The following is a 12855-nucleotide window of genomic DNA, read 5'->3' as shown; positions in this document are numbered from 1 at the left end:
GACCACAGGACTAGGGTAGGCGCCAGGTTGCATAACAATAAAAAGCAGGATGCAGCAATGACCGCCATGACCCGCTGCCTGGACCGTCCTGGATTCATGCCTCGGCTGTCCGCCCACCATCTGTTGCGCCCACGCTTGGCCGAGCCTTTGCTGGCGGCGCAGGTGAGGGTCAAGTTGTTGTGCGCGCCCGCTGGCAGTGGCAAAAGTGCGTTGTTCGCCGAATGCGCGCTACAGGCACCCAAGGATTGCCCGGTGCACTGGTTGCCGCTCAACGGTATTGCCCTGAGCCCCCTCGATCTTTGCCAGCGCCTGGCGCAGAACCTCGACCTGCCGTTCATCGATGAAGCGACACTGCTGTCGGACCTTGCGCGTTGGCAGGCCCCGGCGTGGGTGTTCCTTGATGACTTCTGCCGTTTGCCCGCGCCGGACACCGACGCCTTGCTCGATCGCCTGTTCACCGCCAGCAGCCCGGCGCTGACTTGGTGGCTGGGCACGCGGCGGCGCCCGCTGTGCAACTGGCCACGGCTGCTGCTTGACGATGAATTGCTGGAGTGCGGCGCAGACCTGGCGTTCAGCCCGGTCGAGATCCAGCAGCTGCTCACTCATGCGCCAGGGCAGTCCGTCGACCAGGTGCTGCAGTTCAGCGCCGGCTGGTGTGCCGGTGCACGCATTGCCTTGCTGGGTGACGGCCACCCGGAAAAGACCTTGCTCGATTACTTGCAACACGAACTGTTCAGTACCTTGCCACCCGAACTGGCCGAAGCCTGGCGCGTACTGGCCCATCTGCCGCGCTTCAATGCGGGATTGTGCGAGCACCTGTTCGGCTTTGGCGACGGTAATCAATATCTGCACGATCTGCAGGCCCTCGGCGCGTTTATCCAGCCCTGGGAAGACACCGAGTGGCTGCAGGTCTTTCCACCACTCGCCGATTTGCTGCGTGATGAGCCTTGGCCGGCCAAACGTTCATGGCACCGTCGCGCCTGCCAATGGTTCACCGCCGAACAGGACTGGCAGGCTGCGTTTGAACACGCACTGCTCGCCGAAGAATATGAAGTGGCGGTGAGCCTGTTGCAGCACTTCAGTTTCGAGGACCTGTTCCGCCAGCAGAACGCGATGCTGCTGTTGCGCCTGCATGAACAGCATGGCGATGAACTGATGCTCGGCTCGGCGCAGTTGGTCGGGTTGCTGACGGCGGCGTTGCTGTTCGCCGGGCGCTTCGAGCAAGCCGCGCAATGCATCCACCAACTGGCGCGGTTCGCGCCGCAGCCGACGGCGGCGAAACAGCGTTATCTGCTGGCCCGCTGGCAGGCGCAGTGGGGCTGGTTGCTGCATCTGGGCGGTGATGCCGAGCGCTCGCGGGAGCATTTCCTCGAAGCGCTACACGCCTTGCCCGACAGCGCCTGGACGTCGCGACTGATGTGCCTCTCGGGCCTGACCCAGCAAGCCTTGCTGCGCGGTGAGCTGGACGTGGCCCAAGGCCTGAGCCGCGAAGCCTTGTGCCTGGCCCGCGCCCATGGCTCGTTGCTGCTCGAAGCCTTGTTGGAGCTGGACCACGCGCAACTGCTGGAACAGCGTGGTGCCCCCTACCGGGCCCAGAGCCTGTTGGAAAATGTGCAGGCGATGTTGCTCAAGCAGCGCCTCAAGGCCGGGCCCTTGGTCGGGCGCATCGCCTTGAGGCGGGGGCATCTGGCGTTGCGCCAGGGGCAGGACAGCCTGGCCGCCGAGTGTTTCGAGGCGGGCTTGAAGATGTGCCTGCACAGCCAGGACAAGCGCGTGCTCTATGGGTTTCTCGGCCTGGCATTGCTGGCCGCCAACCGCGGTGACTACGCCCAGGCCTTTGTGCAGCTGCGCGACGCCGAACGGTTGATGCAACAACGTCAGGTGCCGGACACGGTGTATCGCGCGGTGTTGCTGCTGGTCAGTGGGCATTTCTGGTTGCAGCAGGGCCGTGCCGAACTGACGGTGGAAGCGGTGCGCCGCGTGCTTCGCCACTTTCGTGGGCCCCAGGCCAAACAGGCCCCGCCCGCCACCCTGGAATTGGTGCCGCGCCTGGAGTATCTGCTGGTGCTGGCTGAAGTGAAACTGGGGGCGGCCGATCAACCCGTGGCACGGCTCACGGCCTTGCTGGAAACCGCCCATCAGCGCGGCATGCTCTGCCTGGAAACCGAACTGCGCCTGGTGCTGGGCGAAGTGGCCTGGCAAGTCGGCGACTGTGCGCTGGCGCGCCGCTCGCTGCAAACCGGGCTGGAGTTGGCCGCGCGTTGCCAGGTGCAACAGGCGATTCGCGAACTGCGGTTGCGATCGCCGGGGTTGTTGAGTGAACTGGGCATGGAGCCGCAAGCGCCTGTCTCGGGTGCGGTAGAGAGTCCACTCAGTCAGCGCGAGCTGGAGGTGCTGCAGTTGATCGCGCTGGGCAACTCCAACCTGGAAATCGCCGACCGCCTGTTTATCTCCCTGCATACGGTCAAGACCCACGCGCGGCGTATCCACAGCAAGCTCGGTGTGGAGCGACGCACGCAAGCAGTGGCCAAGGCCAAGACCCTGGGGTTGATGGCCTAGGCGCAGAACGCCTGGCGGTATTCGCCGGGGGTGGCACCCATGGCCTGGCGAAAGCGATGGGTAAAGTGGCTGGCGCTGGAGAACCCGCACATCAAGGCGATTTCACCCAAGGGCAGGGCGCCACTGCGCAGCAGTGCCTGGGCGCGGGTGAGGCGGCGCGCCAACAGGTATTGATGGGGCGGCAGGCCGAAGCTTTGGCGGAACATCCGTGCGAAATGGTATTCCGACAGCGCGCACATCCCGGCCAATTGACCCAGGCTGATCGGGTCTTCCAGATGCTGGTCAATGTACTCCGCCAACCGCCGTCGCTGATGTGCCGCCAGCCCGCCTTTCAACCTCAGCCCTTCGCGGGCGCCGACCTGGCTGAGCAGGGTGTGGCTGAGCATTTCATGGGCCAGGCTGCTGGTCAGCAGGCGCTCGGCGGGCTCGTGCCAGTTCAGTGCGATCAACTGGTGAAAGCGCCGGGCCTGGCTGGCATCTTCCAGAAAGGTGCTTTCGCGCAGTTGCAGGGTGCGCGGTTCGCGGTCGAGCAAGGTGACGCAGCCCAGGGCGAATTGCTCCGGGCTGAAGTACACATGGGCCAGGCGGATTTCGCCGTTGATCACCCAGGCTGACTGATGCTCGGCGGGCAGGATGCACAACTTGTCCGGCCCGCCCTTGGTGCCTGGCTGGTCGCGCCGAAACGTGCCGGTGCCGCCGCCGATGTAGCACGACAAGGTGTGATGACTGGGCGCCTGGTAATCCTGGGCATCGTGATGGTTGCTCCACAAGGCCGCAGACAAGCCGTCACCGAGCTCAGCGCAGGCTTCAAGGCGTGCATTGGGCGAGCGGTTAAGGGCTTGAAAGACTTGCAGGGATTCCAGATCAGGCATGGTTCGTACTCTCCGACGCCTTGCATCCTACTCCGCGCGACGGACGCTGTGCGCCCACCGCCCGACAAAAGCGCAAGATTGTGCAAGAGCGCGCGATGGGTCGCAGGCCACACTGTGGCTCAATCGATGGAGCCCGCTATGAACCTTTCCCTGTATTTACTCACCGTGTTGATCTGGGGCACCACCTGGATTGCCCTCAAGTGGCAACTGGGCGTGGTGGCAATCCCCGTGTCCATCGTTTATCGCTTTGGCTTGGCGGCGCTGGTGTTGTTTGCGCTGTTGTTGCTCAGCCGTAAGTTGCAGGTGATGAACCGGCGTGGGCACTTGATCTGCCTGGCCCAGGGGCTGTGCCTGTTCTGCGTCAACTTCATATGTTTTCTGACGGCCAGCCAGTGGATTCCCAGTGGGTTAGTGGCGGTGGTGTTTTCCACGGCCACGCTGTGGAACGCGCTGAATGCCCGGGTGTTTTTCGGCCAGCGGGTGGCGCGTAATGTGTTGATGGGCGGCGGGCTCGGCTTGATGGGCTTGGGCCTGCTGTTCTGGCCGGAACTGGTGGGGCATGCCGCCAGCCCGCAGACCTTGCTCGGTTTGGGGTTGGCGTTGCTCGGGACCCTGTGTTTCTCGGCGGGCAACCTGTTGTCGAGCCTGCAACAGAAGGCCGGGCTCAGGCCGCTGACCACCAATGCCTGGGGTATGGCGTATGGCGCGGCGATGCTTGCGACCTATTGTGTGGTACGCGGGATTCCCTTCGAAATGGACTGGAGTGCACGCTACATCGGCGCGCTGTGGTACCTGGTGATCCCAGGTTCGGTCATCGGCTTTACCGCGTACCTGACCCTGGTCGGGCGCATGGGACCGGAGCGCGCCGCTTATTGCACCGTGCTGTTCCCGGTGGTGGCGCTGAATGTGTCGGCGTATGCCGAGGGGTATCAGTGGACGGCGCCGGCATTGGCGGGGTTGGTGTTGGTGATGGTGGGGAATGTGTTGGTGTTTCGGCGGGTGAGGGTGGTTCAGGCTGTGAATCCGGTCCTCCAGGCAAAACAAATTTAATGTGGGAGCAGGCAAGCCAGTGCCCACATTCGAATAGTGTTGTCTCCTGCATTTGACCAGGGTTGTTTGGGTTATTTGAGGCCTAGGCGTTTGGCCATGCGGCCGAGGTTGGCGCGGTCCAGGCCGAGTTCGCGGGCGGCGCTGGCCCAGTTGTGCTGGTGGCGTTCCAGGCAGGCGCTGATCACCAGGCGCTGATACTGCTCGGTGGCCTGGCGCAGGTCGCCGGTCACGACGGGTGCGCTGCCGGTTTGCTCTTCGATCAACGGTGCGCTGACATCGGGCAGGTCCAGGTCCTGGGCATTCAAGCTGAGAATCTTCGGACGCTCGCGACAGTTGCCCAGGGCTTTCAGCGCGCTACGTCCGATCAAATGCTCCAGTTCCCTCACGTTGCCCGGCCAGTTATAGGCCAGCAGTGCCGCCTGGGCGTCGCTGGTCAGGCGCAGGCTGCCCAGGCCCATGCGTGAGCGGTTCTGTTCGAGGAAGAAACCGGCCAGCAGCAACACATCGCGCCCGCGTTCACGCAGCGCCGGTACTTGCAGCGGGTACACGCTGAGGCGGTGATAGAAGTCGGCGCGGTAGCGGCCATTGCGCACTTCATCGGCGAGGTCGCGGTTGGTGGCGGCGATCAGGCGCACATCCACCTGGTGCTCCTTGTCCGAGCCCAGGCGTTGCAATTGGCCGCTTTGCAGCACTCGCAGCAGCTTGGCTTGCACGGTGAGTGACAGCTCGCCCACCTCATCGAGGAACAGCGTGCCGCCATTGGCCAGTTCGAACTTGCCGCGGCGTTCGTTCAACGCGCCGGTAAAGGCGCCGCGCACATGGCCGAACAGCTCGCTCTCCACCAGGGTTTCCGGCAGGGCGGCGCAGTTCAGGCTGATCAGCGGTTTATCGGCGCGCGTCGAGGCCGCGTGGATGGCCTGAGCCACCAGTTCTTTGCCCACCCCGGTTTCGCCGGTGATCAGCACGGTGAGGTCACTGCCACCCACCAGCTTGATCTCCTCCACCAGGCGCTTGTGGGGTTTGCTTTGGCCGATCATTTCCTTGTGCTGCTGGCCGCTCGCCTCGCGGTAAATTTCGGCGCGCAGGGTCAGGCGCTCGATACGTTCGGCGACGTTGACGGTGGCGGCGGCGAGGCTGGCGAAGGCTTGCAGGGCATCCAGTTCCACGCGTTCAAAGCGCTCGGTGTCGAGGGCGTCCAATGTCAGCAGACCCCAGGGCTGATCGTCGACGAACAGTGGGCAACCCATGCAATCGTGGACTTCCAGGTGTCCGTGCAATCCATCGACCAAGCCGTCGTAGGGGTCGGGCAATTCGCTGTCACTGTCGAACCGCGTGGGTCCTGGGCTGCTCAGTAACACGGCAAAACGCGGGTGTTCGCTGACCTTGAAGCGTCTGCCCAGGGTGTCGGCGCTTAAACCGTCCACCGCCAGCGGCACCAGCCATTCGCCGTCCAGGCGCAACAGCGCGGCGGCGTCACAGGGGAGCAGGGCGCGCATGGCCTGTAATAGACGGCGATAACGCTCGCCTTCGGGCAGTTCACGGGACAGGTCGGCGACCAGGGGCAGCAGGGTGGTGAGCAGCGATTGCGCAGTCATAATGACTCCTTGTAGTCCTTATGACTATAAGGTGTAGGAGGTCATACTGACTACATTATAATTAACTCATTGAAAATAATAGATTTATTAGTTGGCACGAATACTGAGTAGGTAATGGCAATCAGTAAAAAAGCCCAGGAGGCTCTCATGCTTAGTGCCCAAGACCGTGCCATCGTCAAATCCACCGTGCCCCTGCTGGAAAGCGGCGGCGAAGCGCTGATCACCCATTTCTACCGCATGATGCTGTCTGAGTACCCGCAAGTTCGCCCGCTGTTCAACCAGGCCCACCAGGCCAGCGGCGACCAGCCCCGTGCCCTGGCCAACGGCGTGTTGATGTACGCGCGGCACATCGACCAGCTCGACCAACTGGGCGACCTGGTGGCCAAGATCATCAACAAGCACGTGGCCTTGCAGATCCTGCCGGAGCATTACCCGATCGTCGGTGCCTGTCTGCTGCGCGCGATTTCCGAAGTATTGGGCAGCGAGATTGCGACCCCCGAGGTCATGAGTGCCTGGGGCGCGGCCTATGGCCAGCTGGCGGATATCCTGATCGGCGCCGAGGCGGCGATCTATGAAGAGAAAGCCCAGGCGCCCGGTGGCTGGCGAGGGGCGCGGCCGTTCCTGTTGGTCAAGCGTGTGGAGGAGAGTGACGAGATCATCTCCTTCTACTTTGCCCCGGCTGACAACGGCCCGATCCTCGCTGCCGCGCCAGGCCAATACATCGGCATGAAACTGGTGCTCGATGGTGAGGAAGTGCGCCGCAACTATTCCCTGTCGGCCCTGACCGACGCCGGCGTGTACCGCATCAGCGTCAAGCGCGAAGCCGGCGGGCGGGTGTCCAACTACCTGCATGACCAGATGCAGGTGGGGGCGACCATTGACCTGTTCCCGCCTTCGGGTGAGTTCACCTTGGCGGCCAGCGACAAACCGCTGGTGTTGATCAGCGGTGGGGTGGGCATCACGCCGACCTTGCCGATGCTCGAAGCGGCCCTGGCCTCCGAGCGTCCGGTGCACTTTATCCACTGCGCACGTAACGGCGGGGTGCATGCGTTCCGTGACTGGGTGGATGCCCTGGCGGCCAAACACCCGCAGCTCAAGCGCTACTACTGCTACGCCGAAGATGACGGTGTAAGCCCCGCGGCGGACAAGGTCGGCCTGCTAAGCCAGGACCAACTGGCCGCCTGGTTGCCAGAGCAGCGTGACATTGACGCTTATTTCCTGGGCCCCAAAGGCTTCATGGCCGCGATCAAACGCCACCTCCAGGCCCTGGGTGTACCCGAGAAACAAAGCCGCTACGAGTTCTTCGGCCCGGCTGCGGCACTGGAATAAGGTTCGGCGTTAAACCGAGTCGGCATCATCGCGGGCAAGCCCGGCTCCCACGGGGAAATGCGACCCCCCTGTGGGCGCTGGGCTTGCCCGCGATGGCGTCCGTACTGCCACAACATTTCTCCAGATTAATCCCCCGTTAACCCCTCTCTGTTTAAACCACTCCCTGTGTGTAAACTTGCGGCCATTGGCACAACCAAACAAAGGGAAGCGGATATGAGTGACGAATTGCGTTTAGGCAGGGAGCGGCGCTTTCTGGTGTTGCTGGGCATCATCTGCCTGGCGCTGATTGGCGGTGCGCTTTATATGCAGGTGGTGTTGGGCGAGGCGCCATGCCCGCTGTGCATCCTGCAGCGCTACGCCTTATTGCTGATCGCGATTTTTGCGTTCATTGGCGCGGCCATGCGCACCAAAGGGGCTCTCACGTTTTTCGAAGGGCTGGTGATACTCAGCGCCCTCGGCGGTGTGGCCGCAGCCGGTCACCACGTGTACACCCAGTTCTTCCCGCAGGTCAGCTGCGGCATTGATGTGCTGCAACCGATCGTCGACGACCTGCCGCTCGCCAAGGTGTTCCCCCTGGGCTTCCAGGTCGATGGCTTCTGCAGCACCCCGTATCCGCCGGTGCTGGGTCTGTCCCTGGCGCAGTGGGCGCTGCTCGCGTTCGTGCTGACCGTGATCCTGGTGCCGTTGGGCATTTACCGGAATCGCCAGCGCAAAGCCTGAGCCCGCCCTGAAACGCCCCGGTCCTTCTTGAGGGAAGACCGGGGCGTTTTTGCTTGTAGGGATTTGTGAACAGAACGTGACACCGGACAATTTTGGGTGCGCGCAGTGTGCGACATGTTGTCACACGGAAGCGTCCGCAGGACGTTTCTGACCCGCCGAACCGCCGCCAAAATTTGCATAAAACCGCCAAGATGTGCTGTCAGTTCGTGGTGGCGACAGGGCCGCGAACCTCACGCCGCGCCAGCAATTGCGTGATGTCCGAATGCCTTGTTTTATGGGGGCTTGCATCGGTTTGGCTTGCCCTTACAGCCCGTAAGGGCTGCGGCGGATGGGCCTATAACACGGCAATTTTTGTGGTTTTTGTTGAGAATCTAACGCGATAAGATCGCGAACCTTTGCAATATTGGTGAAGGATTATTGCTGTAATCGATAAAAATTATTTCTTTATAAGACATGGTTTATACATCGCTAGCTAACTACAATCGCCCGCACTGAATGTCCTGCGCTGTTCAATATTTGAGCACAGGAGCGGTCGAGGGGCAGATGGATGGCTCTGTGCGACCCCAAGGTTCCGGCAGCCTTTCAACTATCCGCACCAAATGGAATTGGTCTGTAACAAGGCCTTTAACCACGAAATCGAATAAGAACTCACCGCAGGTCCGTGAAACGCCCCCTTATGGCGTACCGGGCAGGCTCTTATTCAATCGAAGAGAAATGCCAACCCTTGGCAGGGTGAAGTGTTGGCGATCAAAACCCAACTGCATTGCGCAAGCTGCTTTAGAGGTCGTGAGATGAGTAAAAACAGGTACCCCCGATTACTAGGCTTTTTGCCGCTGCTTGGCATGATGTTAATGCTGGGAGGCTGCAAGTGGACCTTGATGGACCCAAAAGGACAGATCGGTCTGGATCAACGAAACCTGATCATCACCGCCACCCTGCTGATGCTGTTGGTCGTGGTGCCTGTGATCATCATGACCTTCGCCTTCGCCTGGAAATACCGCGCGTCGAACACCAACGCGACCTACGCGCCGAAGTGGTCGCACTCCACCAAGATCGAAATCGCGGTGTGGCTGGTACCGATCCTCATCATCATCGCCCTGGGTTACATCACCTATAAGTCGACCCATGAGCTGGACCCGTACCGTCCGCTGGAGTCCGACGTCAAGCCGATCAATATCGAAGTGGTCGCGCTGGACTGGAAGTGGCTGTTCATCTACCCGGACCTGGGTATCGCCACGGTCAACGAGATCCAGTTCCCGGAGAACACTCCGCTTAATTTCCGGATCACCTCCGACGCCGTGATGAACTCGTTCTTCATCCCAGCCCTGGGCGGTCAGATCTACGCGATGGCAGGCATGCAGACCCGACTGCACCTGATCGCCAACGAAAAAGCTGAAATGGAAGGCATCTCCGCAAACTACAGCGGCGCTGGCTTCACCGGCATGAAATTCAAAGCGATCTCGACGAGCCAGGAAGGTTTCAACGCCTGGGTAGCCGAAGTCAAGGCCGCACCTAAACAGCTTGATCAAGCTGAATACGATGCCCTGACCAAACCGAGCCAGAACAACCCAGTCGCTCTGTACTCCGCGTATGAGCCGAACCTGTTTCAGAAAATCGTCGACAAGTACGAAGGTATGAAGCCAGGCAAGCCGGTCAAGCACGAGAAGAAAGAAGTGGCCGCGGTTGAAGGTTCTGACACGGGCTCGCATTCAACTGCTGGGGCAGAGGAGTAAACGATGTTTGGTAAATTAAGTTGGGATGCGGTCCCGTTCCACGAGCCGATCGTAATGGTGACCATCGCCATGATCGCGCTGGGTGGTCTGGCACTGTTTGCAGGTATCACGTACTTCAAGAAGTGGACCTACCTGTGGACCGAGTGGTTGACGTCGGTCGACCACAAGAAAATCGGCGTCATGTACGTCATCGTTGCCATGGTCATGTTGCTGCGTGGTTTTGCCGACGCCATCATGATGCGTACCCAGTTGGCCATGGCCACCGAGGGTTCGCCTGGCTACCTGCCACCTGAACACTATGACCAGATCTTCACCGCTCACGGTGTGATCATGATCATCTTCATGGCGATGCCATTCTTCACCGGCCTGATGAACCTTGCCTTGCCGCTGCAGATTGGTGCCCGTGACGTTGCCTACCCGTTCCTGAACTCCCTGAGCTTCTGGCTGCTGGTTTCCGGCGTGGTGCTGATCAACGTGTCCCTGGGCGTCGGCGAGTTCGCCAAGACCGGTTGGGTTGCGTATCCGCCATTGTCGGGCCTGCAATACAGCCCTGGCGTGGGTGTGGACTACTACATCTGGGCGCTACAGTTATCAGGACTCGGGACGACATTGACGGGGGTCAACTTCCTGGCCACCGTCCTGAAAATGCGCGCCCCTGGCATGAAACTGATGGACATGCCGATCTTCACCTGGACCTGCACCTGGGCCAACGTCCTGATCGTGGCTTCGTTCCCGATCCTGGCCGCTACCATGGCGCTGCTGTCGCTTGACCGTTACCTGGATTTCCACATTTTCACCAACGAACTTGGTGGCAATCCAATGATGTACGTGAACCTGTTCTGGGCATGGGGTCACCCTGAGGTGTACATCCTGATCCTGCCAGCGTTCGGTATCTTCTCCGAAGTGATCTCGACCTTTACCGGCAAGCGCCTGTTCGGTCACCACTCGATGGTCTATGCATCGGGCGCAATCTCCGTACTGGGCTTCATGGTTTGGCTGCACCACTTCTTCACCATGGGTTCGGGCGCCAGCGTCAACGCCTTCTTCGGCCTGGCGACGATGCTGATTTCCATCCCGACGGGGGTGAAGCTATTCAACTGGCTGTTCACCATCTACCACGGTCGTCTGCGCATGACCAGCCAGGTCCTGTGGACCCTGGGCTTCATGGTGACCTTCGCCATCGGCGGCATGACCGGTGTACTGCTGGCCATCCCGGGTGCTGACTTCGTCCTGCACAACAGCCTGTTCGTGATCGCTCACTTCCACAACGTGATCATCGGTGGTGCGGTATTCGGTTACATCGCTGGCTTCAGCTTCTACTTCCCGAAAGCGTTCGGCTTCAAGCTGCACGAAGGTTGGGGCAAGGCTGCATTCTGGTTCTGGATCTCGGGCTTCTTCGTCGCGTTCATGCCGCTCTATGCTCTGGGCTTCATGGGCATGACCCGTCGTCTGAACGCTACTACCAACCCTGAGTGGGTGCCGTACCTGTACGTCGCCATGTTCGGTGCGGTGATGATCGCTGTGGGTATCGCTTGCCAGCTGATCCAGCTGTACGTGAGTGTCCGTGACCGTAAGCAGAACGCTTGCGAATCGGGTGACCCATGGAATGGCCACACCCTGGAATGGTCGACTTCGTCGCCACCGCCGTTCTACAACTTCGCCGTGATCCCGACTGCGAACACCATTGATGCGTTCACCGAAGCCAAGGAAGACGGTACTGCGTACCAGCGTCCTAAGCACTACGAACCTATCCACATGCCAAGCAACACCGCCACTGGCGTGGTGATGGGTGCGCTGTTGACCGTGTTTGGTTTCGCGATGATCTGGCACATCTGGTGGCTGGCAATCGCGAGCCTGGTGGGCACTATCGGTTACTTCATCATTCACGCTGCCCGTGATGATCAAGGCTACATGGTGCCGGTCGAAACGATCGAACGCATCGAAGCCGAGCAGCACGCTCGCCTGGTAGCCGAGAAGAAGATTCCGGCCAACCGTGTAGAAACCTCGTTGGAACAGGCTTAAACCATGTCGAACTTAGTGACCAATGCTGGACACGCCCATGTCGATGACCATGGGCACGATGACCATCACCACGACTCGGGGCCGATGACCGTTTTCGGTTTCTGGCTCTACCTGATGACCGACTGCATTTTGTTTGCGTCGATCTTCGCGGTGTACGCGGTACTGGTAAACAACGTAGCGGGTGGCCCGTCGGGCCACGACATCTTCGAACTGCCTTACGTGCTCGGCGAAACCGCCTTGCTGTTGTTCAGTTCGATCACCTACGGCTTCGCCATGTTGGCCTTCTACAAGGGCAACAAGAAAGGCGTACTGAGCTGGTTGGCCCTGACCTTCCTGTTCGGTCTGGGCTTCATCGGCATGGAGATCAACGAGTTCCACCTGCTGATCTCCGAAGGCTACGGCCCGCACCGTTCCGGCTTCCTGTCCGCGTTCTTCACGCTGGTAGGCACCCACGGTCTGCACGTAACGGCCGGCCTGCTGTGGATGGCGGTGATGATGTATCAGGTCAATAAACACGGCCTGACCAACACCAACAAGACTCGCCTGAGCTGCCTGAGCCTGTTCTGGCACTTCCTGGACGTGGTCTGGATCTGCGTCTTCACCGTTGTTTACCTGATGGGGACTCTGTAATGGCTAATGCACACTCCCATGACCATGACAGCCATGATGCGAGCCACGGCAGCGTTAAGTCGTACGCCATCGGCTTCATCCTGTCGGTAATCCTGACGCTCATCCCGTTCGGTCTGGTGATGTACCCGACTCTGCCGAAGTCGATCACTTTGATGATCGTACTGGCGTTCGCGGTGATTCAGGTTCTGGTTCACCTGGTGTACTTCCTGCACCTGGACCGTTCCAAAGAGCAGCGCGACAACGTGATTGCGTTCGTGTTTGCAGGGTTGGTAATCCTGCTGCTGGTTGGCCTGTCGATATGGATCATGTTCAGCATCCATACGTTCATGATGGCGAAGTGAGGTA

Annotated in this window: 10 protein-coding genes; 8 read left to right on the top strand and 2 right to left on the bottom strand. The window is 60.5% G+C overall.

What is annotated here, in order from left to right; translation table 11 throughout:
- Nucleotides 1-57 precede the first annotated feature (57 nt).
- Nucleotides 58-2559 carry a LuxR C-terminal-related transcriptional regulator gene (locus BMZ57_RS27545; RefSeq protein ID WP_069673203.1) on the top strand — a complete coding sequence of 834 codons (2502 nt, stop codon included), beginning with the start codon at nt 58-60 and terminating at the stop codon, nt 2557-2559.
- Here the strand turns inward: BMZ57_RS27545 and BMZ57_RS27540 are convergent.
- On the bottom strand, nt 2556-3431 hold the full coding sequence (locus tag BMZ57_RS27540; RefSeq protein WP_045791642.1) for a helix-turn-helix domain-containing protein: 876 nt from the start codon (nt 3429-3431) through the stop codon (nt 2556-2558). The two genes, BMZ57_RS27545 and BMZ57_RS27540, sit on opposite strands and share 4 nt — an antisense overlap.
- A gap of 138 nt (nt 3432-3569) precedes the next feature.
- Between BMZ57_RS27540 and BMZ57_RS27535 the strand changes: the two genes are divergently transcribed.
- Nucleotides 3570-4481: a DMT family transporter gene (locus BMZ57_RS27535; protein ID WP_010206442.1), complete on the top strand. Its 912-nt coding sequence runs from the start codon at nt 3570-3572 to the stop codon at nt 4479-4481.
- Between the two features lie 71 nt (nt 4482-4552).
- On the opposite strand, the gene norR is transcribed toward BMZ57_RS27535, so the two are convergent.
- Nucleotides 4553-6076: a nitric oxide reductase transcriptional regulator NorR gene (gene norR / locus BMZ57_RS27530; protein WP_069673204.1), complete on the bottom strand. Its 1524-nt coding sequence runs from the start codon at nt 6074-6076 to the stop codon at nt 4553-4555.
- 147 nt (nt 6077-6223) lie between these two features.
- Between norR and hmpA the strand changes: the two genes are divergently transcribed.
- From hmpA to cyoD, 6 genes are all read left to right on the top strand, one after another.
- Nucleotides 6224-7405: an NO-inducible flavohemoprotein gene (hmpA, locus tag BMZ57_RS27525; RefSeq protein ID WP_069673205.1), complete on the top strand. Its 1182-nt coding sequence runs from the start codon at nt 6224-6226 to the stop codon at nt 7403-7405.
- Nucleotides 7406-7618: 213 nt separating this feature from the next.
- Complete coding sequence (locus BMZ57_RS27520; RefSeq protein ID WP_069673206.1) at nt 7619-8125, top strand: disulfide bond formation protein B; 507 nt, start codon at nt 7619-7621, stop codon at nt 8123-8125.
- Between the two features lie 791 nt (nt 8126-8916).
- The gene (gene cyoA, locus BMZ57_RS27510; protein WP_010206437.1) at nt 8917-9858 is read left to right on the top strand and encodes a ubiquinol oxidase subunit II; all 942 of its coding nucleotides are present in this window, start codon (nt 8917-8919) and stop codon (nt 9856-9858) included.
- 3 nt (nt 9859-9861) lie between these two features.
- Nucleotides 9862-11880 carry a cytochrome o ubiquinol oxidase subunit I gene (cyoB, locus tag BMZ57_RS27505; RefSeq protein ID WP_010206436.1) on the top strand — a complete coding sequence of 673 codons (2019 nt, stop codon included), beginning with the start codon at nt 9862-9864 and terminating at the stop codon, nt 11878-11880.
- A gap of 3 nt (nt 11881-11883) precedes the next feature.
- Nucleotides 11884-12510 (top strand): cytochrome o ubiquinol oxidase subunit III, encoded by a 627-nt coding sequence (locus BMZ57_RS27500; protein ID WP_010206435.1) that lies wholly within the window; start codon nt 11884-11886, stop codon nt 12508-12510.
- Nucleotides 12510-12851, top strand: coding sequence for a cytochrome o ubiquinol oxidase subunit IV (gene cyoD / locus BMZ57_RS27495; RefSeq protein ID WP_010206434.1), 342 nt, complete (start codon nt 12510-12512; stop codon nt 12849-12851). Before BMZ57_RS27500 ends, cyoD begins: the two co-directional genes overlap by 1 nt.
- Nucleotides 12852-12855: the final 4 nt, after the last annotated feature.

Source organism: Pseudomonas simiae, assembly GCF_900111895.1.
In the GTDB taxonomy this organism is placed as follows: domain Bacteria; phylum Pseudomonadota; class Gammaproteobacteria; order Pseudomonadales; family Pseudomonadaceae; genus Aquipseudomonas; species Aquipseudomonas simiae.
Note: the sequence above shows the minus strand (reverse complement) of the source record. Positions and strands in the feature narration are given on the sequence as shown.